The following is a 25,717-nucleotide window of genomic DNA, read 5'->3' on the forward strand; positions in this document are numbered from 1 at the left end:
CTTCCGGCCCTCCCCGAACGGAGGACACGGGCTCTCCCCGTCCCCCGTCCGAGGCGGTCGGACGGCATGATGGACCCCGTTCACCCACCGGCCGTACCCAGGAGTGCCCAGTGACCGAGAACCCCGGCGGGGAAGGCCCCTCCGCACCGGACGTGCCCGACCACGTCAAGAGGACCGTGGTCGACCTGATCGCCGCCTACGCCGACCGCAACCGCGACGAGCTCGAGCGCGCCGTCCCCAGGGCCGCCGACGCGATCGACGAGGTCCTCTCCGAACTGCGGGTCGTCGCCGCCTTCCTCAGCCGCCGCGTACAGGCCACCGGTGTGGTGTGGAAGCCCGCCGACTCGCGCGAGGCGGTCGCCCGCACCGTCGCCGAGATGCTTCCTCCCGAACTGGAGTTCGCCGTCTCCACGGCCTGGGAGGCCCACACCGTCGGCGAGGAGGAGGCCGCCGAGCGCCTCACCAACGGCGACCCCATGGTCTACGTGCACATGCTCGCCGCGTTCGGCGCCGCCATCGGCCTGGCCGTCTACAAGCGGGCCGAACTCGTCTCCACCCTGCGCCAGGTGACGGGACTCGCCGAGTAGCCGTTCCCGGGGGAAGCCGCGAAGGGGGCGGAGGGCGGGCCGGTGCCCCGGACGCGCTCCGCTCCCGGCCGCGGCGGCACGCGACCGCCGGGACCGTCCGGGCACGGGACGGGCCCGGCCCCGGGGGAGGAGGGGAGCCGGGCCCGGGTCCGGGCTCAGGCGCGCAGTTCGCGCTTGAGGATCTTGCCGGTGGAGGTCATCGGCAGCGTGTCGCGGAACTCGATCTCACGGGGGTACTTGTAGCCCGCGAGCCTCTCCTTGGACCACTCGATGATCTCCTCGGCGGTGGCCGAGGCGCCGTCCTTGAGGATCACGAACGCCTTGACCTCCTCGCCGTGGCTGTCGTGGGGGACACCGACGACGGCGGCGAGGCTGACGGCCTCGTGGGTCATCAGGACCTCCTCGACCTCCCGCGGGTAGACGTTGTAGCCGCCGCGGATGATCATGTCCTTGGAGCGGTCGATGATGAAGTAGAAGCCCTCGTCGTCGCGGCGGGCGATGTCGCCGGTGCGGAACCAGCCGTCGCGCAGGACCTCGGCGTTGACCTCGGGCCGGTTGTGGTAGCCCTTCATCACCAGGTGGCCGCGGATGGCGATCTCGCCGACGGGGTCCTCGTCGCCCTCCTTGACGACCTCGTTCCACTCGGGGTCGATCAGCTTCATCTCCACGCCCCACACCGGGCGGCCGATCGAGCCGGTCTTGGCCTTGACGTTGGGGTTGTTGAAGGAGGCCACGGGGGAGGTCTCGGACAGGCCGTACCCCTCCTTGATGCCGACGCCGAAGGTCTTGACGAAGTCCTCGGCGAGCTGGCCGGGCAGGGCCGCGCCGCCGGAGACGGCGTCGACCAGGTTGTGCGCGATCTTCTCCAGGTCGTACTTGCCGGCCTCGGCCGCCTGGGCGGCGTTGAGCAGCCCCCAGTACATGGTGGGCACACCCGCGAAGGCGGTGACGCCCTCCTTCTCGAGCAGGGCCAGGGCCTCGTTGCCGTCGAAGCGCGGCATGAGGACCAGGGTCGCCCCCCGGTACAGGGCGGCGTTGAGCATGACCGTCTGACCGAAGATGTGGAACAGCGGCAGGACCACCAGGGCGACGTCGCGGCCGTCGGGGTGCGGGTTGACCATGCCGGCGGAGACGACGGCGTTCATCATCAGGTTGTTGTGGCTCAGCTCGGCGCCCTTGGGCTTTCCGGTGGTGCCGCTGGTGTAGATGATGACCGCGGTGTCCTCGGAGCTGGTCTGCACGCTCTCGAACTCGCCGGGCTGCCCCTCCAGGGCCTTCCACAGGGTCTCGGCGCCCTCGATGGCGGACTCGGTGGCGCCCGGGGTGGCGGGCAGGTCCACGTAGAACTCGCAGGTGTCCACCTGGCCGAAGGCCTCGAAGGCGCGCTCGCCCAGCGGCAGTTCCGGGGAGCCGGTGAAGGCGAAGATCGCCTTGGCGCCGGAGTCCTCCAGGTGATAGGCGATCTCACGCGGGGTGAGCAGTACGTTCAGCGGTACGACGACCGCGCCGGCCTTGAGCGCGCCGTAGTAGACGAACGGGAAGTAGGGGAGGTTCGGGCTGGCCAGTGCGATGCGGTCGCCCGGCCGGACACCGCGGGAGACGAGGAGGTTCGCGACCTGGTTGGCGATCATGTCGGTGATCGCGTAGTTCAGACGGAGGTCTCCGAAGACCAGGCAGTCCTTCTCGGGGGTCGAACGGGCACCGTCCTCCAGGATCACGGACAGGTTGAGCATAGGGGCCTCCCGCAAGCAGATGGATCACGAGGTGGGCACGGCGAGCCGGTGTGATCTGGGTCGCGTGTTCTTCGCCACTTCTGCGGAAGCGTAACAAACCGGACGGTCGGTGTGGAGGGGTAAGAAGTCTGCAATCCCACGAAACATCACTTCATGCGCATTGGGTCCGCACTGTGACGGAGTGTGAAAGAGGGGTGGTTTCCGCCCGGGCCCGGTGCCGGACCTCCCCGCGGGACCGCCTGTGACACGTCGTCGGCGGCGACGGCCAACCGCTAACCTGAGGGGAGCTCACCCAGGAGGGTGACCCCATCCGAGGACCGGCAAGGAAGCATGCAGCGATGACAGCGGTAGACGGCGACCAGACGACGGGCGGCGACACCTACGACGCCCGCGCCCTCCAGGACAAGTGGCAGGCGCGCTGGGCCGCCGAGCTTCCGTTCGAGGCCAGCGAGGACCCCGCGGACGACCGCCCCCGCTCCTACGTCGTGGACATGTTCGCCTACCCCTCGGGCGACCTCCACATGGGCCACGCCGAGGCCTACGCCATCGGCGACGTCATCAGCCGCTACCGCTTCCAGCGCGGCGACAACGTCCTGCACCCCATCGGCTGGGACTCCTTCGGCCTGCCCGCCGAGAACGCGGCGATCAAGAACGACTCCCACCCCGCCGAGTGGACCTACGCCAACATCGAGACCCAGGCGGCCTCGTTCCGCAACTACGGGATCGCCGTCGACTGGTCGCGCCGGCTGCACACCAGCGACCCCGAGTACTACAAGTGGAACCAGTGGCTGTTCACGCGCTTCTTCGAGCGCGGGCTGGCCTACCGCAAGGACGGCCAGGTCAACTGGTGCCCCAAGGACCAGACGGTGCTGGCCAACGAGCAGGTCGTCCAGGGCCGCTGTGAGCGCTGCGGCACCGACGTGGTCCGGCGCGGCCTCGAGCAGTGGTACTTCCGCATCACCGACTACGCCCAGCGACTGCTGGACGACATGGACCAGCTCGAGGGCGGCAACTGGCCCGACGAGATCCTGGCCATGCAGCGCAACTGGATCGGCCGCTCCACCGGTGCCGACGTCGACTTCGCCATCGAGGGGCGCGACGAGCCGGTCACCGTTTTCACCACCCGCCCCGACACCCTCTACGGCGCCACCTTCTTCGTCGTGGCCGCCGACGCCGAGCTGGCAGAGGAGCTGTGCGCCCCCGAGCAGCGGGAGGCCTTCGACGCCTACCGCGCCGACGTCGCCAAGCTCTCCGACATCGAGCGCCAGGCCACCGAGCGCCCCAAGACCGGTGTCTTCCTGGGCCGGTACGCGATCAACCCGGTCAACGGCGAGCGCATGCCCGTCTGGGCGGCCGACTACGTCCTGGCCGACTACGGCCACGGCGCCATCATGGCCGTGCCCGCACACGACCAGCGCGACCTCGACTTCGCCCTGGCCTTCGACCTGCCGGTCAAGGTCGTCGTGGAGACCGGCGAGCCCGACCCGGTCGAGACCGGCGTGGCCACCGTCGGAGAGGGTACCCTGCGCAACTCCGGGCCTCTGGACGGCCTGTCCAAGAGCGAGGCCATCGAGCGCATCATCCAGGTCCTGGACGAGCGCGGCACCGGCAGGGGCACCGTCAACTACCGCCTGCGCGACTGGCTGCTGTCCCGCCAGCGCTACTGGGGCACGCCCATCCCCATCATCCACTGCCCCTCCTGCGGCGAGGTGCCCGTCCCCGACGAGCAGCTGCCCGTCACCCTGCCCGAGCTCAAGGGCGCGGAGCTGGCCCCCAAGGGCGTGTCCCCGCTGGCCGCGGCCACCGACTGGGTCAACGTCGACTGCCCCTCCTGCGGCGGACCCGCCCAGCGCGACACCGACACCATGGACACCTTCGTGGACTCGTCCTGGTACTTCCTGCGCTACTGCTCGCCCCGCACCGACGACGCTCCCTTCGACACCGAGGCCGTCGCCAAGTGGGGCCCCGTCGACCACTACATCGGCGGCAAGGAGCACGCGACGCTGCACCTGATGTACGCGCGCTTCTTCACCAAGGTGCTCCACGACATGGGCATGGTGTCCTTCACCGAGCCCTTCCGCCGCCTCACCAACCAGGGCCAGGTCATCAACCAGGGCCGGGCCATGTCCAAGTCCCTGGGCAACGGCGTCGACCTGGGCAAGGAGATCGAGGCCTACGGCGTGGACGCCGTCCGCCTGACCATGCTCTTCGCCGGCCCGCCGGAGGAGGACGTCGACTGGGCCGACGTGTCCGTCTCCGCCGCGCAGAAGTTCCTCAACCGCGCCTACCGCGTGATGAGCGAGGCCGGGGCGGCGAGCAGGCCCGGCACCGACCCCGCCCAGGGCGACACCGGTCTGCGCCGGGCCACCCACCGGGCCATCGAGCAGATCACCGCCCTGGTGGAGGCCAAGCGGTTCAACGTGGCCATCGCCCGCGTCATGGAGCTGGTCTCCGCGGCCCGCAAGGCCATCGACTCCGGCCCCGGTGCCGCCGACCCGGCGGTGCGCGAGGCCGCGGAGTTCATCGCGGTCGCCCTGTCGCTGTTCGCGCCCTACGTGGCGGAGGAGGGCTGGGAGCTGCTGGGCCGCACCGGCACCGTCGCCGTGGGCAACTGGCCCGAGGCCGACCCCGCCCTGCTGGTCCAGGAGTCCGTGACCTGCGTGGTGCAGGTGCAGAGCAAGGTTCGTGACAAGCTGTCCGTGGCGCCCGACATCGACCCGGCAGAACTCGAGAGGCTCGCCCTGGCATCGGAGAAGGCGCAGAACTTCATCGGCGACAAGCAGGTCCGCAAGGTGATCGTGCGCGCGCCGAAGCTGGTGAACATCGTCGTCGGCTGACCCGGTGCCGCGGCGGCGGCCGCGAGACGCGGCCGCCGCCGCACGCCGGCCCGGCCGCGACCGACAGGGAGGCGGTGACCGGGTGGGTCCCCTCGCAAGGGCGGCCGTGACCGGAGCGGGAGCGGTGGTGCTGTCCGCCGCCGCCATCGGCGGCGGACTGTGGCTGGCCAAGGACGACCCGGGCGAGCCGCACGCGGGCGACGTCCACACGGCGGCGACCGGGTGCGACGCGGTGTCCGACGACGTGCTGGCCGAGCACCTTCCCGGTGCCGTCCGGGAGAGTACCCGGCAGGGGCCCCTGGACGGAGGGGACTCCCTGGTGTGCGTGTGGAGCGGGTTGTCCGAGGGCGCGGAGCGGTCCGTGCTGCGCGTGTCGGTGTCCGCTCTGTTCACCGACACGGCCGCCGAGGAGCCGGTCACCGGTGCCGAGCGCGTCCAGCAGGCCTACGCCGCCCTGGTTCCCGACCGCGCCGAAACGGTCGACGGCGGGTCCCGGGTCTGGGCCGGGCAGCAGCCCGGCGCCGTCGAGCTGGCCCGGGCCTCCGACAACCTGCTCGTACGGATCTCCTACACCGGGGTGTCCGGCGGGGAGCCCGTCGACCACGAACGGGCCCGCGAGGCCGCGGTGGCGTTCGACCAGCGGATCGGGGAGGCCCTGTGAGCTTTCCCCACGACCCCGAAACGGTGCCTCCGGCCCAGCCGCAGAACCGCGGCTGCGCGATCACGGGCCTGGTGGCGGGAGCGGTGGTGCTGCTCCTCCTGGCCGCGGGGGCCGTCTGGTACGTGCTGGACCGCGATGCCCCCGACAACGGCGCCTACGACGCCGCACCCGAGTGCTCGGTCGGGGAGACCGACGTGCTCGACGAGCTGATGCCCGGGTACGAGCTGGAGTTCGAGGAGCCGCTGGGATCGCCCCAGGACCCCTACGGCAGCGGTCGGCAGTGCCGCTGGGCCATTCCCGGCGGTCCCGGCGAGGAAGTTCCCTCCGCCGCGACCCTGGTCGTGGTCGCGGCACCCGACCCCGGCGGTGAGACGATCGCCGAGGCCACCTTCGACGCCACCGTCTCCGGGCAGGACACCACCCCGGTCGCCGACCTGGGCGACGAGGCGGTCGCCTGGACGGCACGCGACAGATTCGTCTTCGCCTGCGTGGGGATCCGCGTCTCCAACCTGTACGCGGAGGCCTGCTACGGCACCGCGGCGGACTACAGCGCCTACGGCTACGGGGACGAGGACCGTACGACCGAGAGGGCCGAGGAGTACGCCCGCTCCGTCGTCACCGCCCTCCCCGCACCGGACCAGGCGTACTGACTCCCGAGGGCGGCGGCACCCGCCCCGCCCGGACGGGGAGGGACCTCGCCCGGCGGGCACGGACCCCGGGGCCGGGCGGGAAGGCTGCGGCGGGGCCGCCGCATGCCCTACCAGGCCCGGGAGACGAAGTCCTCCAGGGCGGGGGAGACCTCGGGAGCGAAGGGGCGTTCGGAGTCCAGCACGGTCGCGCCGGGCTTGTCCTCGTAGTGGCGCAGGACGTGGTCGGTCTCGGGGATGTCGACACGCTCGCCGTCGGCCAGGCCGGTCATCAGCCGGTCGACCTCCTCCCGCGAGACCTGGGCGTCGGCCTCGCCCCACAGCACCAGGACCGGCGTCCGCGGCGGCAGGTCGGAGGCGAGTTCCACCGGGTCCAGCGCGTCCATGCGGGTGAGGAACTCGGCGTTCTGCTCCGAGTACAGGGAACCGGCGACGTCGCCGAGGTCGTCGGGAATGGCGTGGCCTCCACGCAGGGCCGCGCGCCCGGCACGGGCGTCCGAGAGCACCAGCACGGCCTCTTCCTCGGAGATCTGCCCCACGGCCTCGGCCGAGCGGACCTGCTCGGTGAGCTGGCGGTCGACGAGGTCGAGGTAGCGGGTGCCGGGCGGGGCGACGAGGACCAGCGCGGGTTCGTCCCGCACCAGCTCGTGGGCGCGCAGCGCATACAGCGCCCCCTCGCTGTGGCCGACCACCAGAGTGCGCCCGGGATCGATCTCCGGCTGGGAGAGGAGCTGCTCGTAGGCCGCCGCGAACTGGTCGTCGAACACCTGCGGGTCGACGGGTTCCTCGGGGTCGTGGCCGCCCAGACCGGTCTCCCCGCTGCCCAGCTTGTCGTAGCGCAGCGAGGCCACCCCGGCCTCGGCCAGCACCCGGGCGAGGTTGAGGTTGGTGTCGGCGGAGGGGCGCAGCTCGCTGTTGCCGTCGCGGTCGGTGGGACCGCTGCCGGAGACGATCAGTGCGCCCGGAACTTCCTCCGAGGCGCCCTCGGGAAGGCTGAGGGTGGCGAACACCTCGGTGCCGTCCACGGTGAAGCTGATGTCCCGTTCGGCCCCGTCGGCGCCGGGAAGCGGTGCCGTGCGGTCCTCGTCGGAGGCGCATGCGGTGGGCAGCAGGAGGCCGAAGGCCGCGGCGCAGGCCAGGGCTCGACGGCGCAGCGGGGCGGAGGTTCTGGGCATGACCACAGACTAGACCCTGTTCTTCGGGTCATCTCGGGCCGCACGGTCGGCCAGGCGCCCCCTTGCCGCGCCGGAAGGGCGTGCGAGACCGACCGGGCGGCGTTCCCCGCCGTGGGATCCCCGGCACGCCTCGGAGGCGTCGGGGGAGCGGGGGAGGTCAGATACGGCGCATCACGGCGACGACCTTGCCGAGGATGGTGGCGCTGTCGCCGTTGATGGGCTCGTAGGCGTCGTTGCGCGGCATCAGCCACACGTGCCCGTCGTCCTCGCGGCGCAGCACCTTGACCGTCGCCTCCTCGTCCAGCAGTGCCGCGACGATGTCACCGTTGTCGGCGTCGGGCTGCTGGCGGACCACCACCATGTCGCCGTCGGCGATCGCGGCGTCGGTCATGGAGTCACCGACCACCGTGAGCATGAACAGGCGGCCCTCGCCGACCAGCTGGCGGGGGAGCGCCATGACGTCCTCCACCGACTCCTGCGCCAGGATCGGCCCGCCGGCGGCGATCCGGCCCAGCAGGGGCACCGCGGCGGCGCGGGAGGGGTCCAGGTCCTCGGAGGTCACCTCCTGGCCGCTGACGCGGCCCGGTGTGCGCAACTCCACCGCCCGCGGCCGGTTCTGGTCCCGGTGCAGGTAGCCCTTCCGCTGGAGGACCTTGAGCTGGTGGGCGACGCTGGAAGGGCTGGAGAGGCCGACGGCTTCGCCGATTTCCCGGATCGAGGGCGGGAAACCGCGTTCACGCACATGCCTCTGGATGCAGTTCAGGACGCTCTGCTGGCGCGCGGTGAGTTTGGGGTTTCCCTCGCTCGCTCCGCCCGCAGCGGCGAGGACAGTGGTGGTTGCGGAATCCAGTGCCACGGGATTCTTCTCCGGCACGGCCGGCCTCCTCGGCGTTCGGTTCGGTCAGGGCCTGCTTGTGTGGCCACCACCGGTGCGCGGCCTCGCCGACCTGGGTTCACGGGAGGGCGAAACCGGCATGAAATCAAGGTCAACATTAGCCGTTGCGCACGGTGATATCAAACAAGCGTTCGAGATTGCGGACAATTCCCCCTCCTGTTCCGAGGGCAATTTCCGCTCTCGCTCAACTGTGTACACGTGCGCACTCCGAGTGTTCCGGAGAATGGACGAACTCGTGTCCGGGCGGCCGATTCCGGCCGCGGTGCGGTCGGTCGGCGGTGCCTTTACCGGTCTGTCCGAAAGCCCTGACACCGTCCGTGGTGCCCGTGACACGCCTCTGGGGCGAAGTTGCGTCCTGCCTCCCCGGGGTCTAGGTTGGCACAACATCTGGTGTTGCCGAGCGGGCATCGGCCCAGAAGTTGTGGTTCAGCGAAATCAGGGTAAGAGACACAGGTCACGTCCACGCGGCGAGAGAAGCAGGTGAACAGGGATGCACTGTCCGTTCTGCCGCCATCCGGACACCAGGGTGATCGACAGCAGGTCCACCGACGACGGCGCGGCCATACGCCGCCGCCGCTCCTGCCCCGCCTGTGAGCGCCGCTTCACCACCCAGGAGACCGTCCTGCTGATGGTCGCGAAGCGCTCCGGGGTCACCGAGCCCTTCAGCCGGTCCAAGGTCATCGCCGGGGTCCGGCGCGCCTGCCAGGGCCGGCCCGTCTCCGAGGACGCCCTCGCCCAGCTCGGCCAGCAGGTCGAGGAGGAGATCCGCAGCCGAGGTGTCGCCGAGGTGCCCGCCCACGAGATCGGCCTGGCCATCCTCGGCCCGATGCGCGACCTCGACGAGGTCGCCTATCTGCACTTCGCCAGTGTGTACCGCGGTTTCGAGAGCCTCGCGGACTTCGAGGCCGAGATCGCCAGCCTGCGCCGCGACCGGGAGGCCGAGGCGCGGGCCGAACTCAAGACCACGGGGTAGCTCCGGTGGCCGCACGCGGCCACGGGACACCTCTGTTCCAGGGCGGAGGTGCCGTACGGCGCGGCAGCGCCGGGCACCGGCCGCCCAGAAGCAAGGACGCCGAGCACGGCCTCATGGCCGTGCCCACAAGGTACTGGGGAGAACTCCGCACATGACGGAAACCGCCAGCGGCCCGACGGGACGCAAGGGCAAGGGGAACCGCAAGGGCCTGAAGATCAAGCGGGTCTTCACCACCCAGGGTGTACACCCCTACGACTCCCTGGAGTGGGAGCGCCGGGACGTCGTCATGACCAACTGGCGCGACGGGTCGGTCAACTTCGAGCAGCGCGGCGTGGAGTTCCCCACCACCTGGTCGATGAACGCCACCCAGATCGTCACCAGCAAGTACTTCCGGGGCGCCCTCGGCACCCCCGAGCGCGAGTGGAGCCTCAAGCAGCTGATCGACCGGGTCGTCGGCGTCTACACCGAGACGGGTCGCACCCACGGCTACTTCGCCACCGACGAGGACGCCGAGATCTTCGACCACGAGCTCAAGTACGCCCTGGCGCACCAGCTCTTCAGCTTCAACTCGCCGGTGTGGTTTAACGTCGGGACCACCTCCGCGCAGCAGGTCAGCGCGTGCTTCATCCTCTCCGTCGACGACACCATGGAGTCGATCCTCGACTGGTACAAGGAGGAGGGGATCATCTTCAAGGGCGGTTCCGGCGCGGGGGTGAACCTCTCCCGCATCCGCTCCAGCAAGGAGCTGCTCTCCTCCGGGGGCACCGCCTCCGGCCCCGTCTCCTTCATGCGCGGCGCCGACGCCTCGGCCGGAACCATCAAGTCCGGCGGTGCCACCCGCCGGGCCGCCAAGATGGTCGTGCTCGACGTCGACCACCCCGACATCGAGGAGTTCGTCGACACCAAGGCGCGCGAGGAGCACAAGATCCGCGCCCTGCGCGACGCCGGCTTCGACGTGGACCTGGGCGGCGCCGACATGTTCAGCGTCCAGTACCAGAACGCCAACAACTCCGTCCGCGTCTCCGACGAGTTCATGGGCGCGGTCGAGCGCGGTGAGGACTTCGCGCTGGTCTCCCGCACCACCGGGGAGACCGTCGACAAGGTCGACGCCAAGTCCCTGTTCCGGCGCATGGCCAAGGCCGCCTGGGAGTGCGCGGACCCGGGCATCCAGTACGACGGCACCATCCAGGACTGGCACACCAACCCCGAGACCGGGAGGATCAGCGCCAGCAACCCGTGCAGCGAGTACATGTCCCTGGACGACTCCTCCTGCAACCTGGCCTCGATCAACCTGCTGAAGTTCCTGCGCGAGGACGACACCTTCGACGTCGAGTCCTTCACCCGCCTCACCGAGCTGGTCATCACGGCGATGGACATCTCCATCACCTTCGCCGACTTCCCGACCGAGAAGATCGGCGAGACCACCCGCGCCTACCGCCAGCTCGGCATCGGCTACGCCAACCTGGGCGCCCTGCTGATGGCGACCGGCCACGCCTACGACTCCGACGGCGGCCGCGCCGTCGCCGCCGCCATCACCTCGCTGATGACCGGTACCGCCTACCGGCGCAGCGCCGAGCTCGCCGGTGTCGTCGGCACCTACGACGGCTACAAGCGCAACGAGGCCGCCCACAAGCGCGTCATGCGCAAGCACGCCGCCGCCAACGACGACCTGCGCACCGTCGGCACCCTGGAGGAGCCGATCCACGCCGCGGCCACCCGCGAGTGGGCCGAGTGCCTCAAGGTCGGCGAGCGCAACGGCTGGCGCAACGCCCAGGCCAGCCTGCTCGCTCCCACCGGCACCATCGGCTTCATGATGGACTGCGACACCACCGGCATCGAGCCCGACTTCTCGCTGGTCAAGTTCAAGAAGCTGGTCGGCGGCGGCTCCATGCAGATCGTCAACCAGGCCCTTCCGCGCGCCCTGCGCAACCTCGGCTACCAGGACGAGCAGATCGAGGCCGTCGTCGACCACGTGTCCCGGCACGGCCACGTGGTGGACGCCCCGAGCCTGCGCCCGGAGCACTACGAGGTGTTCGACTGCGCCATGGGCCGCCGCTACATCGAGCCCATGGGCCACGTGCGCATGATGGCCGCGGTGCAGCCCTTCCTGTCCGGCGCGATCTCCAAGACGGTGAACGTGCCCGAGGAGGCCACCGTCGAGGACTTCGAGCACATCTACTTCCAGGGCTGGAAGCTGGGCCTGAAGGCGCTCGCCGTCTACCGCGACAACTGCAAGGTCGGACAGCCCCTGTCCACGGCCAAGACCGAGGAGAAGAAGGCCGAGGCCCCCGCGCCCGAGACGCGCGTCGTCGAGGTCCCGCGCCCGGTCCGCCGCCGCCTGCCCAAGAAGCGCCCGAGCGAGACCACCTCCTTCTCGGTGGGTGGCGCCGAGGGCTACATCACCGCGGGCTCCTACCCGGACGACGGTCTGGGCGAGGTGTTCATGAAGCTCGGCAAGCAGGGCTCGACCCTGGCCGGGGTGATGGACGCCTTCTCTATCGCGATCTCCATCGCCCTGCAGTACGGGGTCCCGCTGGAGACCTACGTGGAGAAGTTCACCAACATGCGGTTCGAGCCCGCCGGCATGACCGACGACCCCGACATCCGCATGGCCCAGTCGGTGGTGGACTACATCTTCCGCCGCCTGGCCCTGGACCACCTGCCCTACGAGGAGCGCGCCGCCCTCGGTGTGCTGTCCGCCTCCGAGCGCGAGGCCCAGGTGGCGGGCGAGGACCCCGCCCAGGTCGCCGCGCAGGTGGAGTCCTACGCCCAGTCGGCCGCCACGCAGGAGCCGTCGGCTCCCTCGGTCGGACCTGCCGCCGAGCCGACCGAGGCGCACTCCACCACGGAGCTGCTGGAGTCCACCCAGGGCTTCGTCGCCGACGCCCCGCTGTGCGTCACCTGCGGCACCAAGATGCGCCCGTCCGGCAGCTGCTACGCCTGCGAGGGCTGCGGCGCCACCAGCGGCTGCAGCTGACCGTGTGACCCCTGAGGGATGAGACACCGCGGCGGCCCGGCACATGCCGGGCCGCCGCTCGTTCGTACGGGTCGGGCCGGAATCTCCGGCCGGCGCCTCCGCCGCGCTCTGCCTGTGCCGCCCGCGGTCGCGAGCGGGTCAGACGCGGTCGCGGTCGGTCACAGCGGCCGCCACCGCCGCGGTGGCGGCCGTGACCCCCAGCACGGAGGGCCAGGCGCCGATCTTCTTCGCCAGCGGGTGGGAGAGGCCGAAGGCCGCCACGTAAACGCCCGTCAGGGCCACCGCCGTGCCCAGCCCCTGCCCGCGGCGCCAGGACTCGAAGGCCGCGGCGCCGAACGCGGCCAGGACCGCGCCGCCCAGAGGGCGGTTGCCGGTGGCGCGGGCCACGGAGTAGCCGCCGACGAGGCCCGCGGTGGTGAGGACTGCACTGGGAACTGCCGGCATCGTTTTCTCCCCTGACCGGAACCGGTGTGTGGAGACGACGCTATCCCCGTCCGCGGTCGGCCTGCCCACCGGCGCGCGTGATTCCCTGTGGCGCAGGGCACATTTTTTCCTGGTTCGGGGCCTTTCCCCCTGGGTTTCGGCCCTTGGCTGTGCCAAGGTTGGTGGTGTCCGCTACCCCCTTCCACGTGCGCGGACCATCTGTCACCCGGAACCCCGGCGCGGTACGCGGCGTCACACCCTTCAGTTCCGCACATTTCCCTATATCTCCCACCAAGGAGTTCTGCCCATGTCGTTCGCGCAGACCGTGCGCGGCGCGGCGAGCGCGGTCGCCCAGGGAGGCGATCCGCGCCAGGCCGTGTCCGACGCGCTGCAACAGGCCACCGAGGGCGGTGGACTCGATCCCCGGGACTTCGTCGCCGCACGGGAGCAGGGCGCTTCCGTCGGAACCCGCATCGAACAGAAGACCACCTCCCTCGACAACGCCGGCGAGGCCATCAACCGCAGCTACTACGAGCGCGGGCAGGGCGGCCCCGTCCACGTGGTCTGCCCGATGGTCATCCCCCGGGGCCGCACCTTCGTGACCATGCTCCCCGCGATCGCGCTCATCGTGCTCGGCGTCATCGGTGCGGTGACCGTCCTGCCCCTGCAGGCGGTGGCCGGCGGCAACCCGCTGATCAACCCCTTCTTCGGCATCCACTACTGGCTCATCACCCTCGCCGTCACCGCCTTCATGTGGTGGCGCCAGGGCATGGTCATGGTGCCTCAGGGCTGCGTCGCGATCGTCACCCACTTCGGCAAGATGGAGAGGATCTGCACGCCCGGCCTGGTGACGCTCTTCAACCCCTGGAAGCGCGTCTCCTACATCGTCAACACCACGCGCGAGTACCCGTTCAACGCACCCATCCGCTCCGCTCCCACCAAGAGCGGCGTCCAGGCCTCCGTCGACCTGTTCGTCCAGTTCAGGATCAGCGACGCCGAGGGCTTCGTCTACACACTGGGCGGGGTGAACGGCTTCCAGGAGAAGCTCAACAACGCCATCAGCGAGACCACCCGCAGCCTCATCTACGAGCAGGAGGCCTCGGCGATCTACGACCTGGTCGGCGAGAGCACCCAGGTCCTGCTCGACCAGCTCAACCGGCAGTTCGGCGGCATGGTCGAGCTGACCGGTGCCAACATCACCCACGCCGAGCCCTCCAACCAGGAGTACCGGATGGACCTGGCCGCCCCCGAGATGGTGCGGGTGGCCAAGGACGCCTACACCTTCGAGTACGAGCTCCAGCTGCGCAAGGAGCAGAACGAGGGCGACCTGAACAAGGAACTGGCCACCCTCAACGAGACCCTCTCGGCGATCCAGGCCGACATCGCCCAGTACCAGGCCCAGATGGACACCGCCCTGGAGCGCGAGACCAACCGGGCCCGCTCCCTGGCCCGCCAGCGGTTCGTCGAGGCCGAGTCCGAGGCCAACGCCAACGCGGCGCTCCTCCAGGCCCAGGCCCTGGACATCCGTGCGGTCAGCGCCGCCGAGGCCCCCGAGATCCTCAACTACCGCTTCCGCGAGAGCCTCCTGGAGAAGCTGGCCGACGTCGCCGACAGCCTTCCGCAGGTGCTGCGGATCGGCTCGGGCGACGCCGCCAGCGTCGACTACCTGCGCATCGCCCAGGAGATCATCGGCCAGTCCGACACCGCCCTGTTCTCCCAGGAGGACATGGACGCCATCCGCTCCCGGCTGGACGAGATCAAGGCGCGTATCGCCGAGCGCGAGGAGGAGATCGGGGCCCTGCTCGCGGAGGGCGGCCCCGAGACGGCGGAGGCTCCCCGCGCCTCCGACAGCGATTCCGTGGAGGAGATCCGCCGGTCCGTCTCCGACGAGGCCGTCGACGAGCGCCTGGCCGGGATCTCCGGGAACGAGGGCGCCGAGCCGCAGACCCAGGACGTGCCGGAGTGGCCGCAGGGACCCGGAACCGATCAGGGAGGTCAGTAGATGAGCCAGCCGGTGAACAGCGGCGGTGGATCCAGCATCAAGGAGTCCCTCGCCTCCTGGGGCGACCTCGCCGCCCTGCTGCGCGGAGGTGAACAGGGCGCCCTCGTGCCCGTCGTCATTCCCAAGGACAACCGCGGCCTGCGGTGGACGGTACTGGTGTGGTTCGGCCTGTACGCCCTCGCCTCGGCCCTGATGATGACCGTCAACGCCGCCGTCGGCGGTCCCCTCCAGGCCGTCTATCCCTTCCTGGCCGTCCCCACCCTGCTCGTCGGCGTCCTCGGTGTCGTCGTCGCGGTGCTGTGGTGGTGGCGCGGCTCGATCATCGAGATCGAGCACGGCACGACGGGCATCCTCAGCAAGTACGGCGAGGTCACGGGTGTCATCGGACCCGGCCGCCACTACCTGTGGCATCCGTGGAAGCGCGTGGACTACGTGGTGGACACCAGCACGGAGATCCCCTACACGGCGCCGGTCCTGGCCTGCCCCACCCGCGAGAACGTGCCGCTGAAGTCGATCGAGTTCTTCCTGAAGTTCCGCATCGTCGACCCCCAGAAGTTCGTGCTGACCATCGGCGCCAGCAACTTCGACCTCGTCCTGTCGAGCGCGGTGCAGGACGCCATCCGCCAGCGCAGCCGCCAGGTGCGCACCGAGTCCGCCTACGACCTGCGCGGATCCAACGTCGAGGACATGCGCCGGCTGCTCAACCAGCAGCTGGAGCAGCAGTACGGCGTGTCCATCACCGGCTGCAACATCCCCGACGTGCAGCTGCCCAACCAGTACCAGCAGCACCTGGCCACCCGGGAGCGGGTGTCCAAGGAGCTGGTGGCCTACGAGCAGGAGTGGGAGCTGACGCGCAAGCGCCGCATCGACACCCTGCTGATGGACATCGAGCGCTCCAAGAAGGTCCGCGACGCCAAGATCGTCGAGGTCAACGCGTCCCTGAACAAGGCCCGCAAGGACGTCGCCCAGATGCTCCAGGAGCAGGAGACCGAGGCGCAGCGGGTGCGCTACGAGATCGAGACACGGGGCCGGGCCGACCTGGTGGCCGCCGAGAACGAGGCCAAGGCCCAGCACCGCCTGGCGACCGCCTACCGCGACAACCGTGCGGTGCTGGAGTACGAGCTGGCCCGCCGCCGCCTCGACGTGGGCGCCGCGCTGGCCGAGCGGGCCCCGCGTCCCGTGGTGGTGCAGACGGAGGCGGGCACGGGGGACACCTCGGCCCTGTCCACCCTGCTCACCGCCCAGCTGCTGCCCCAGGTCCTGGAGCGGGGCGCGGGCTCCCGTGCCCCGGGCGCCGCGGGCGAGGCCCCGGACCCGGTGCGCGGCTCGGTCGCCGCCGCGGCCGCCCGCCAGCAGGAGATGGCCGAGGGCTACGTGGCCCTCCAGGAGAACGCGATGCGCGAGCAGTTCCAGCGCGGAGACGGCTACGAGGGCCGGGGCCGCCGCTGAGGCGGGCGATCTCCGGAACGGTGAGGGCCCCGGGGCGGCCGTGTCGGCCGCCCCGGGGCCCTCGCGCATCCTCAGCCGAGGGCGGAGAGTTCCGCGTACCCCGACCCCATGTCGATGCCGTTGCGTGCGGCGATCTCCACCAGGTCCTGGATCTCGCCCACCTGGGTGACGGCCAGGTCGTCGTCGCCCATGGCGTGGGCGCGGCGCAGGGCGGTGACCGAGTCGTGGATCCGCAGGTGAAGGGTCAGGGCGAATTCGCGCATGTGTCCTCTTCCTCAGGGCTTCCGGAGGGAGGGTCGGGGACCGCTCCCGGGGGGGGAGGCACTCCACGGTCTACCCGCGGCAGGTGAAGGAAGGGTTGGAGGAAGGTGGGAACGTGTCGAAGAGGGGGCGGCAGCCCGGGATCAGTGCTCGACCCACACGTACCAGTCGCCGTCCACGTGCTCGTAGACCCGCGCGCCCTGGCCCGGGACGAAGACGCCCTCGGGGATCTCCTCGGGGCTGTGGGCCAGCCCCGCCGGGTAGAACAGGCCGGCGCCCTCGACCTCGAAGTGGACGACCTCCTCCGCCACCGTGACGCTGTTCAGCGAGTAGAGGCCCGTCCGCTCGCCGCCGAGCGGGATCGAGGTGGAGTCGTTGGTGGTGGCGCCCAGCGCGACCAGGTCGTCCGCGGAGGCCTGCACCCGCGCCTGGAGCGGAACGTCGGCGACGGCCAGACCGATGGCCGCCGCGGCGATCAGCGGTGCGGAGAGCCAGCGCAGCCAGTAGTTGCGGATCATCGGCCGGGCCACGGCCAGGGCGATACCCATCCGCAGCGCGCCCATCCCCGCCAGCAGCAGGCCACCGCCCAGTGCGAAGGCGAAGGTGGGCAGGTGCCCGGCGGGGACGCTGTCCTCGAACAGGACGGCCGCGGCCACAACCGCGCACGCGGGGATGTAGAGGCGACCGGGTGGACGCGACGCCCAGCTGATCAAGCGCTGCCCGAAGGTCGGCTTCTCCGCGATCTCGATCAGTTTGGCCACGGGCCCCTCGGGGCCCGCGCCGGAACCTGCGGCGGACATGGTGTTCCCCCCACCGAATCCCTGCTTGTGGCTGACGCGGAGCGGAAGAGCGCGGCACGACGGCCGCGGCCGGCCGCGTCAGAGTCGATACGGCCGACGTGCTGCGGCCTGCCCCACAGGATAGAGCAGTGGGAGAGCGGTTTCGGGGCTGTGCACGCAATCGGCGGAGTGTTTTCTCCCGGGTGCGACCGGTCCGCAACGCCGGGACCGGCGGGATCCTGGCAGCTGTGTGACCAGTTCCACGCCGGGAATGTGCGGGTGACGGGGACGACCGCCCGGATCGGGGATCCGGGGCGTGGTGACCGCCCGCTCCGCCGCGCGGTGCCCGGGCACGTCTCCCGCCGTGTTTCCCCGCCGGAGGCGAAGACCCCGGCCCCTTCCCCGGCCGGACGCACCGGGGTGCCGCCCGCGACGGATGCCGTGCGAACACACCCTAGTGTTGGGCAGGTGACGACGACTTCCCCTCCGCACACCGTGCCCGCCGCGCCCACCTTCGAGGTGGAGGACGAACTGCGCGCCGCCGGGGCGCGGGTCGTCGCCGGGATGGACGAGGTGGGCCGCGGGGCCTGGGCGGGCCCCCTGCTGGTCTGCGCCGCCGTGCCCGGTGAGGGTGATCCTCCGCCCGGGCTGACCGACTCCAAGCGCCTGACCCCGCGGCGCCGTACGGTCCTGGCCGGGCAGCTGGAGCCCTGGGTGGCCGACCACGCCTTCGGATGGTCGGAGCCCGCCGAGATCGACGAGGTCGGCATGACCGAGGCCCTGCGCCGTGCCGCCCGCCGCGCGCTCGAAGGCCTCTCCGTCCGCCCCGACGCGGTCGTCCTGGACGGCAGCCACGACTTCATCGGCCGCCCCTGGAACGTCCGGACCCAGGTCAAGGGCGACCTCACCTGCGTCAGCGTCGCCGCCGCGGCGGTCCTGGCCAAGGTGCGGCGCGACTCCCTCATGGCCGAGCTCGCCGAGCAGCACCCCGGCTACGGCTTCGAGAAGGCCGCGGGATACCCCTCGCCCGTCCACCGCGCGGCCCTGGCCGAGCACGGGCCCACGCCGCAGCACCGTATGAGCTGGTCCTACCTCGACGCCCTGCCGCGCTGGCGCCACCTGCGCCGGGCCCGCCCTGCGCCCGGCGGCCAGATTCCCCTCCTCTGACCGGTTCCCCCGGGGGAACACGCCTGCCCGTACTGGACATCCGGCCCCGGTTGGGGCAAGGCTTGTGCCCAGATCCCGAGCCCTTCGGTTCCGGTCCCCGACGGCCGGAGAGCAGACCTCCCACGGACCCCCACGCAGGAAGGGGCACCGATGACGCGCGACACGCGTCCCGCCGCCGGATCCGGAGGCCTCGACCGCCTCCGTGCCCGCTACCGGTCCATCCCCCCGGCCAGGCGCCTGGTCGCCGCCCTGGTCCTGCTGACGGTGGCGGCGGTTGCCGCCCCGGTCGTCGGAGCGCCTGTCCTGGGCACGGCGACCGCGGTCCTGGTCCTCCTCGTCGCCTTCTCCGCGCTCATGCGCTCCGTCGACGCGTTCGCCACGGTGCTGGTCTGCGTCGCCTGGCTCGCGGTCGCGGTCCCCCTGTTCCAGATCCCGCTGACCGGTGAGCCCGTCACCCTGCTGGTCCTGCCCCTGCCGCCGCTCACCGTCCTGGCCGCCTCCCGGGTGCGCGAGTTCCCCGTCTGGCACACCGCCGCCCTGGCGCTCACGGCCGGCCTCCTCCTCGGCTTCTCCCTGGCTCTGGCAGGCATGATCGTCGCGCCCCTCGCCGCTTCCTGGGGCATCGCGCTGCTCTACGCGGGGGCGGGCGCCTGCCTGCTGTGGCGGCTCTCCGCCTCCCACCAGATCACGAAGGAAGCCGCGGCCGCACGCGAGACCACCGCGCCCCCTGCCCGCCCCGAGCCCGGGGGAGCGGCCCGGTCGGGACCGAGGACCCGCGCCCGGGCGGACGGCGCACCGCGGGCCGCCCGCGGCAGGGGCACGGCGGACGAGGGCGAACCGGTACCCGTCGACGTCGCCCTGGCCGAGCTGGAGGCCATGATCGGCCTGGACCCGGTCAAGCAGCAGGTGCGCGGGATCGCCGCCTCCATCGAGGCGGCCCGCCTGCGCGCCGACGCCGGCTTCCCCGTCGAGCGCCCCCTGCGCCACCTGGTCTTCTCCGGCCCGCCCGGCACCGGCAAGACCAGTGTCGCCCGCACCCTGGCCACGATCCTGCACTCCTTCGGGCTCCTGCCGACCTCCCGTGTGGTGGAGGTCCAGCGCGCCGATCTGGTGGGGGAGTACCTGGGTGCCACCGCGATCAAGACCAACGAGGTCGTCGACAGCGCCCTCGGCGGGGTGCTGTTCGTCGACGAGGCCTACTCCCTGGTCAACGAGGGCGACGGCCAGACCGACCGGTTCGGCAACGAGGCCGTGCAGACGCTCCTCAAGCGGGCCGAGGACGACCGGGACCGGCTGGTCGTGGTCCTGGCCGGGTACGAGAAGGAGATGGACGCCTTCCTGTCCTCCAACCCCGGCCTGGCCTCGCGCTTCTCCACGCGCATCACCTTTCCCAGCTACTCGGCCGACGAGCTGTTCCGCATCGCCGAGGCCCTCTTCCGCCGGCGCGGCGACGTCCTCGACAGCGACGCGGAGCGCACGCTCAGGCGGAGACTCGACCAGGCGGTCGCACGCGAGGCGGTGGACGAGCTGGGCAACGGCCGCTTCGCCCGCTCCCTGGTGGAGAAGGCCGCGCAGGCCAGGGACGTGCGCGTGGTCACCGCCGGGGCGGGTGGCGGGGAGCCCGCGCCCCGGCCGGAGGCCGAGGACCTCGTCACGGTCCGGGCCGCCGATGTCGAGACCGCCTACGGTGAACTGACCTCGCGGCTGCCGGGCTTCGGCGAGACGCCGGGGATCGACGAGGCGCTGGCCGAGCTCGACGGCATGATCGGCCTGGAGCCGGTCAAGGAGCAGGTGCGCTCCATCGTCGCCCAGCTCCAGGTGGCCCGGCTGCGCGAGGAGCAGGGTCTGCCGGGACACGCCCCCATGCGGCATTTCGTCTTCACGGGCCCACCGGGCACCGGCAAGACCACCGTCGCCCGGATCCTGGGCCGGGTCTTCGCCGCGCTGGGCCTGCTGGGCCGCGCCGACGTCGTCGAGGCCCAGCGTGCCGACCTGGTCGGCGAACACCTGGGCGCGACCGCGGTCAAGACCGACCGGCTCGTGGACCGCGCCCTCGGCGGGGTGCTGTTCGTCGACGAGGCCTACTCCCTGGTCAACCCCGGGTACAGCGGAGGCGACGCCTTCGGGGCCGAGGCCGTGCAGACCCTTCTCAAGCGGGCCGAGGACGACCGTTCCCGCCTGGTGGTCGTGCTCGCGGGGTATCCGGCCGAGATGGAGCGCTTCCTGGCCTCCAACTCCGGCCTCGCCTCCCGTTTCAACGTGCGGGTGCGCTTTCCCTCCTACACCGCCGACGAGCTCACGCGGATCGCCGAGGTACTGGCCGCCCGCACCGGTGACACCTTCGACGGCACCGCCCGCGAGGACCTGCACAGCATCTTCACGCACGTGTGCGAGGCAGGCTGGATCGATTCCCTCGGCAACGGGCGCTTCGCGCGTTCCCTCTTCGAGAAGGCGTGTTCCCAGCGCGACCTGCGGGTGTCCCGGGAGATCGGTGAGGCCGCGACGGCCGCCGAGCTCACCCTGGTCACCAGCGCCGACGTCCGCAGGGCCTACGCCGAGGCCACGCAGCAGAACTGATCGGCCGCCGGGGCCGTGCTGCTAATGTCCGACACATGACCGCTGTACCGTCACCATCCCCGTCCCCCGTCACCCAGGCGCTCATCCTGGCCGGCGGCCAGGCCACCCGGCTGCGGCCCTACACCGACACCCGCCCCAAGGCGATGGTGGAGGTGGCGGGGAGGCCGATCGTCGACTACCAGCTGGAGTGGCTCGCCGGTCACGGCGTCGAGCACGTCGTCGTCTCCTGCGGCTACAAGGCCGACGTCCTGCGCGAGCACCTGGCCGCCCGCACCGAGGGGCCCGAGACCACGGTCCTGGTCGAGGACGAGCCCCTGGGGCGGGGCGGGGCGCTGCGCTACGCCTCGAGCGGCCTGCGCGACCAGGACGCCCCCTACTTCGCCCTCAACGGTGACGTGCTCACCTGGTTCCCCCTCGACGAGATGACCGTCCACCACCGGGAGAAAGGCGGTCTGGCCACCCTGGCCCTGGCCCAGTTCCGCACCACCTGGGGCATCGTCGACGTCGACGGCGAGGACCGCATCGAGGGCTTCACCCAGAGCCCGCTGCTGCCGGTGTGGATCAACGCCGGTGTCTACCTCTTCGAGCCCGGGATCACCCCGCTGCTGCCGGTCAAGGGCGACCACGAGTCCTCCACCTTCCCGGAGCTGGCCGGGCAGGGCCGGCTGACCGCGTACCGGATCAGCGGTTTCTGGCGGGGCGTGGACACCGCCAAGGACGTCAAGGAGGCGGGCGAGGCGATCACCGCCATGCGCCAGGACGCCTGACCGCCCCGGGGCGCTGGACGCGGATGGGTAGGGTCGCATTTGTGACGAACAACGGCTTTCTCCTCTCCAGCGCCCCCAACTTCCGTGACCTCGGCGGCCTGCGCACCTCCTCGGGCCACACCGTCCGCACCGGCCTGCTCTACCGATCCGACGCCCTGCACACGATCGACAAGGAGGAGTTGCCGGTCTACAACGGCCTGGGCATCCGCCAGCTCGTCGACCTGCGTACCGAGCACGAGCGCGAGACCCTGCCCGACGTCACCCCCGAGGGCGCGGACTACGCCGCCGTCTCCGTCCAGGGCCCCCAGGCCGACGGCGCCAACTTCAGCGCCGCGCTCGCCGATCCGGAGAAGGCCCGCGCGATGTTCGCCGACGGCCTGGCCGAACGCTTCATGTTCGGCGTCTACCGCGAGCTGGTGGCCGACGCGACCGCCCTCGAGGGCTATCGCGACCTGGTCGAGCGTGCGGCCAAGGGGCCCACGGCCCTGGTCTTCCACTGCAGCGCGGGCAAGGACCGCACCGGGTGGGGAGCGGCCCTGCTGCTCACCCTTCTCGGCGTGGACCGCGCGACCGTCGTCTCCGACTACCTGGCCAGCAACGAGCGCCAGGAGAACACCGACAAGTGGATGCGCCTGCTCGCCGCCAACAGCGGCCTGTCCTGGGAGGAGGTCGCGCCGATGACGCGCGTGCGCGCCGAGTACCTGGAGACCGCCTTCGCGCACGCCGACGAGATCTACGGCTCCTTCGACACCTACGTCACCGAAGGCCTCGGCCTCTCCACCGACACCGTCGACCGCCTCCGCCACCGCATGCTCACCTGACCCCACCCGCCCCGGAACACCCCGGCAAGGGGATCACGGCCGTAGGCCCTCCGTCGAGGGCTGTGGGCAATGAGCAGGGAGGCTGCGGCCGTAGGCCGTCTGTTGAGGGTGGTGGCGGGTGACGGGCAGGGAGGCTGCGGCCGTAGGCCGTCTGTTGAGGGTGGTGGCGGGTGACGGGCGGGCTGAAGCGCCGGTCACCCGCAAGCCCACCCGCGCCCCAGGGGGTGTGCCGTGAGGGCGCCGGCGGGGTTCTGCAGGAGCGGAGCGAACGCCCGAGGAACGAGGGCGTGAGCGAGCGACGAAGAACCTCGCCCGAGAGGCGCCCGAACCGGGCTGAAGCGCAGCGGAAGCCCAAAGCAAGCACAGGGGCGCCGGCGGGGTTCTGCAGGAGTGGAGCGAAGCGCCGGTTCCCCTCAAGTCCACCCGCGCCCCAGGGGGTGTGCCGTGAGGGCGCCGGCGGGGTTCTGCAGGAGTGGAGCGAACATCCGAGGTACGAGGATGTGAGCGCAGCGACGAAGAACCGCGCCCTGAAGGCGCCCGAGCAGGGGCCAAAGCGAAGCGGAGGCCCCAAGAGGCACTGACTACAGCCCGTCGAGCCGGCGGCGGAGATCTGCCTCGTCGGAGGCCGCGTCCAGGGCCTCGCCCAGGGCGGCCAGCACGTCGGTCCGGTCCACTCCCCGGTCGAGCAGGCGGCGGGCCGCCGCCCACAGCCCGGCCGGGCGTCCGAACCACAGGCGCTCGGCCAGGCGCTCGTGGCGCTCCAGCTCACGGCGCCGCTGCGGGGTGTCCTGCGTGGCCGGCCGGTACCAGCGGTCCTGCCCGCTGGAGTGGCGGCCGCTGTGGGGGACGGCCGCCTCGTACTCGCCGTAGTGGTCGAGGCGCAGCAGGGCCCGCCGCCCCTTCGGGGTGGCCGGGTCGAACTCCTCGGGGGCCCACGAGACGATCTCGCTGGCCAGCAGGGGGAAGGCGAACATGCGCCGGGCCAGCGCGGAGAAGTCCCCGTCGGGCAGCAGCCTGCGTACCGCCTCCTGGCGCATTCCCAGCGGCCGGGCCGGGTCCCGGTAGGTCCGGGCGAACTCGGCGGTGCACTCCCAGACCGCGTCGAGCGTCGCTCCCACCGCCACCTCCGGCAGTCCCTGGCGCGGCCCGGCCCAGCGCACCCATGCCGCCAGCACGTGCGGCATGGCCTCCTGCTCCTCGGAGAGCAGCACCACGCGTCCGGGCAGCCACCGCAGCAGGAACGACTCCACCTTGCGCGGGCTCACCCGCATCGGGCGGCCGCCGTCCACGTCGCAGCCGTAGGCGATGATGTGGTCGGCGCACCGGCTCGCCGCATAGGAGTCCGACAGTTTCGCCGCCTCCTCCGAGGAGAGGAACCGCGCGGCCAGGACCGCCCGGCGGTCGCGCCGCCACACCGGTGCCGGGGAGAGGTCCGCCCCCTCGGGAGGCAGGGGCAGCGACCGGATCCGGGACTCGGCCAGGGCGAGGTGGGCCGCCAGCGAGCCCTCCACCAGTTCCGAGGCGCTCGGAGCGACCGCCTCGGCCGGAGGTGCGGAGGCGGGGTCGGAGGAGCCCGCCACGATCTGCTCCGTGGTGTGCAGGGCCCTCTCCAGCAGGACGCGGGCCTGGGCCGGGTCCAGCTCGGAGAAGCGGGTGAACTCGTCCGCGGCGGCGCGCTCCCGGCACTGGGCCAGCAACCGCTCGACCTTGGTGGTGACCCAGGCATCGCGCAGAACGCCGCCGCCGTTGTGGTCCACCACGAGGATGAGGGCGTGCTCGGGCCCGGTGGCGGAGTCGGGTGTGCCGCGGCCGAAGACGCACACCACGTCGTCGGTGTCGCCGAACAGGTCGCTGTTGACGTAGGTGCCGAGGGGTGTGACCCGGCCCAGCTGGGAGGCCCATTCGGGGACCTGGAGGCCGCGCTCGCGCAGCGCGATCATGCCCTGCTCGGCGAGTTCGCGCTGCTCCGGGGAGGTGCCGAGGGCCGCGACGGCGGCGAGGACGCCCAGTCCCGCGGACTTCCCCGAGGCGGCGGCGTGGGTGATCAGGCCCTCGCCGAGCAGACGTTCGACGTCGAGCCCGGGGACGTTCTCGCCCCACCAGGCGCCGAGCATCTCGCTGAAGGCGAGTTCGGCGTCCAGGGCGTGCCGCATGGCCAGGAGGGCCCGGGCGGCGCGGAGCATCTCTTCGAAGACGGCGCCGGGAACGGGTTCGGGTCCCGAGGCTGAGGGAGACATAGGGGAGGGCACGGTCCGAGCGTATGACAGCCGCGCGTGTGGGGCTCCACCCCCGCGACTCGGGGTGGTCCTCTTCACCGCGTCCGTACGGCGACGGGCACGCCGGCGGGCTCCGCCCGCGCGGCGTGCCGGTACGTCCGGTCAGTGCGCTTCGGGAACGATCCGGTGGCCGGTGAACAGGGCGGCGCCCGCGCGGCGTGCAGCTTTGGCCGGGAGCTGGGAGGGCGGCACGGAGTTCACCATCGCCGCGAGGTGCTCGCGGGCCACCCGTTCGACGAGGTGCGGTGTGACCGTGATGCCCAGATGTTCGAGGCAGTTCCAGGTGTCGCTGACGCATCTCTCCACGCAGCGACGGGTCAGTCCGACGAACTCGTCGTGGAGCCGCGCGGAGATCTGTCGAAGATCCTGGACCGGGAAGGTCTGGAGCATTCTCGCTCACACCCCTAGATGAAAGATGGCCTGGACGGTGACCTCCCCCCATTTCACTTGTTCTCGGCGGGGTGTCAACCCCTCTCCCGGTGCGCTGCCGATAAAACCTGCGCGATGCATTGTTTACCGGAAGCTCACCATCCTCGCAGGTCACCCGTACAAATGGGGCGTTTCGGGCGTATAACAGTCTTATTTCTAAGCTATGAGATCAAACGTGACGGATGGTCCGGATGGGGAGAAACAAAGGGAAGGGCTCCGGGAAAAGGAAGTGCCCTTCCCTTTCGATGGCCGGAGGTGGCCTCCTGTTTACCTCCTGTGCC

20 protein-coding genes are annotated in these 25,717 nt (G+C 71.4%); 12 read left to right on the forward strand and 8 right to left on the reverse strand.

What is annotated here, in order from left to right:
* Positions 1 to 110: 110 nt before the first annotated feature.
* Positions 111 to 587, forward strand: coding sequence for a hypothetical protein (locus FHS13_RS05115; RefSeq protein ID WP_184288296.1), 477 nt, complete (start codon positions 111 to 113; stop codon positions 585 to 587).
* Positions 588 to 742: 155 nt separating this feature from the next.
* On the opposite strand, the gene FHS13_RS05120 is transcribed toward FHS13_RS05115, so the two are convergent.
* Positions 743 to 2,320, reverse strand: a complete 1,578-nt coding sequence (locus FHS13_RS05120; protein ID WP_184288300.1) for a long-chain-fatty-acid--CoA ligase — start codon at positions 2,318 to 2,320, stop codon at positions 743 to 745.
* A gap of 338 nt (positions 2,321 to 2,658) precedes the next feature.
* On the opposite strand from FHS13_RS05120, the gene leuS reads away from it, so the two are divergent.
* From leuS to FHS13_RS05135, 3 genes are all read left to right on the forward strand, one after another.
* The gene (leuS, locus tag FHS13_RS05125) at positions 2,659 to 5,157 is read left to right on the forward strand and encodes a leucine--tRNA ligase (protein ID WP_184288303.1); all 2,499 of its coding nucleotides are present in this window, start codon (positions 2,659 to 2,661) and stop codon (positions 5,155 to 5,157) included.
* A gap of 82 nt (positions 5,158 to 5,239) precedes the next feature.
* Positions 5,240 to 5,818: a hypothetical protein gene (locus FHS13_RS05130; RefSeq protein WP_184288306.1), complete on the forward strand. Its 579-nt coding sequence runs from the start codon at positions 5,240 to 5,242 to the stop codon at positions 5,816 to 5,818.
* Positions 5,815 to 6,468, forward strand: a complete 654-nt coding sequence (locus FHS13_RS05135; RefSeq protein WP_343064910.1) for a hypothetical protein — start codon at positions 5,815 to 5,817, stop codon at positions 6,466 to 6,468. Before FHS13_RS05130 ends, FHS13_RS05135 begins: the two co-directional genes overlap by 4 nt.
* Positions 6,469 to 6,575: 107 nt before the next feature.
* Here the strand turns inward: FHS13_RS05135 and FHS13_RS05140 are convergent, their stop codons facing one another.
* Together FHS13_RS05140 and lexA are read right to left on the reverse strand one after the other, a co-directional pair.
* Entirely contained in the window at positions 6,576 to 7,640 is a 1,065-nt protein-coding gene (locus tag FHS13_RS05140) for an alpha/beta hydrolase family protein (RefSeq protein WP_184288309.1), read from the reverse strand.
* A gap of 157 nt (positions 7,641 to 7,797) precedes the next feature.
* The gene (lexA, locus tag FHS13_RS05145; RefSeq protein WP_221442443.1) at positions 7,798 to 8,490 is read right to left on the reverse strand and encodes a transcriptional repressor LexA; all 693 of its coding nucleotides are present in this window, start codon (positions 8,488 to 8,490) and stop codon (positions 7,798 to 7,800) included.
* 535 nt (positions 8,491 to 9,025) lie between these two features.
* Here lexA and nrdR point away from each other — a divergent pair.
* Complete coding sequence (gene nrdR, locus FHS13_RS05150; RefSeq protein ID WP_184288315.1) at positions 9,026 to 9,508, forward strand: transcriptional regulator NrdR; 483 nt, start codon at positions 9,026 to 9,028, stop codon at positions 9,506 to 9,508.
* Between the two features lie 151 nt (positions 9,509 to 9,659).
* Positions 9,660 to 12,485, forward strand: coding sequence for a vitamin B12-dependent ribonucleotide reductase (locus FHS13_RS05155; protein ID WP_184288317.1), 2,826 nt, complete (start codon positions 9,660 to 9,662; stop codon positions 12,483 to 12,485).
* 138 nt (positions 12,486 to 12,623) lie between these two features.
* Here FHS13_RS05155 and FHS13_RS05160 read toward each other — a convergent pair whose 3' ends face one another.
* Positions 12,624 to 12,929 carry a hypothetical protein gene (locus FHS13_RS05160; protein ID WP_184288320.1) on the reverse strand — a complete coding sequence of 102 codons (306 nt, stop codon included), beginning with the start codon at positions 12,927 to 12,929 and terminating at the stop codon, positions 12,624 to 12,626.
* A gap of 286 nt (positions 12,930 to 13,215) precedes the next feature.
* Here FHS13_RS05160 and FHS13_RS05165 point away from each other — a divergent pair, with 286 nt between their 5' ends.
* Complete coding sequence (locus FHS13_RS05165) at positions 13,216 to 14,910, forward strand: SPFH domain-containing protein (RefSeq protein ID WP_184288323.1); 1,695 nt, start codon at positions 13,216 to 13,218, stop codon at positions 14,908 to 14,910.
* Positions 14,911 to 16,359 carry an SPFH domain-containing protein gene (locus FHS13_RS05170; RefSeq protein WP_184288326.1) on the forward strand — a complete coding sequence of 483 codons (1,449 nt, stop codon included), beginning with the start codon at positions 14,911 to 14,913 and terminating at the stop codon, positions 16,357 to 16,359.
* 71 nt (positions 16,360 to 16,430) lie between these two features.
* Here the strand turns inward: FHS13_RS05170 and FHS13_RS05175 are convergent, their stop codons facing one another.
* Positions 16,431 to 16,622: a hypothetical protein gene (locus FHS13_RS05175; protein WP_184288328.1), complete on the reverse strand. Its 192-nt coding sequence runs from the start codon at positions 16,620 to 16,622 to the stop codon at positions 16,431 to 16,433.
* A 141-nt stretch (positions 16,623 to 16,763) separates the two neighbouring features.
* Positions 16,764 to 17,420, reverse strand: coding sequence for a hypothetical protein (locus tag FHS13_RS05180; RefSeq protein ID WP_184288330.1), 657 nt, complete (start codon positions 17,418 to 17,420; stop codon positions 16,764 to 16,766).
* A 447-nt stretch (positions 17,421 to 17,867) separates the two neighbouring features.
* On the opposite strand from FHS13_RS05180, the gene FHS13_RS05185 reads away from it, so the two are divergent.
* The 4 genes from FHS13_RS05185 to FHS13_RS05200 all read left to right on the forward strand — a co-directional run bounded on the left by FHS13_RS05185 (position 17,868) and on the right by FHS13_RS05200 (position 22,731).
* Entirely contained in the window at positions 17,868 to 18,566 is a 699-nt protein-coding gene (locus FHS13_RS05185; protein ID WP_184288333.1) for a ribonuclease HII, read from the forward strand.
* A gap of 150 nt (positions 18,567 to 18,716) precedes the next feature.
* Complete coding sequence (locus FHS13_RS05190) at positions 18,717 to 21,143, forward strand: AAA family ATPase (RefSeq protein WP_184288336.1); 2,427 nt, start codon at positions 18,717 to 18,719, stop codon at positions 21,141 to 21,143.
* 35 nt (positions 21,144 to 21,178) lie between these two features.
* The gene (locus FHS13_RS05195; RefSeq protein WP_184288338.1) at positions 21,179 to 21,910 is read left to right on the forward strand and encodes a nucleotidyltransferase family protein; all 732 of its coding nucleotides are present in this window, start codon (positions 21,179 to 21,181) and stop codon (positions 21,908 to 21,910) included.
* A 23-nt stretch (positions 21,911 to 21,933) separates the two neighbouring features.
* Positions 21,934 to 22,731, forward strand: a complete 798-nt coding sequence (locus FHS13_RS05200; RefSeq protein WP_184288341.1) for a tyrosine-protein phosphatase — start codon at positions 21,934 to 21,936, stop codon at positions 22,729 to 22,731.
* A gap of 581 nt (positions 22,732 to 23,312) precedes the next feature.
* Here the strand turns inward: FHS13_RS05200 and FHS13_RS05205 are convergent.
* A complete protein-coding gene (locus FHS13_RS05205) occupies positions 23,313 to 24,914 on the reverse strand; it encodes a hypothetical protein (protein WP_184289160.1) in 1,602 nt (533 codons plus the stop codon).
* 195 nt (positions 24,915 to 25,109) lie between these two features.
* The gene (locus tag FHS13_RS05210) at positions 25,110 to 25,397 is read right to left on the reverse strand and encodes a hypothetical protein (protein ID WP_184288344.1); all 288 of its coding nucleotides are present in this window, start codon (positions 25,395 to 25,397) and stop codon (positions 25,110 to 25,112) included.
* Positions 25,398 to 25,717 lie beyond the last annotated feature (320 nt).

Origin of the sequence: Nocardiopsis algeriensis, from assembly GCF_014203695.1 — a bacterium.
Lineage (GTDB): Bacteria > Actinomycetota > Actinomycetes > Streptosporangiales > Streptosporangiaceae > Nocardiopsis > Nocardiopsis algeriensis.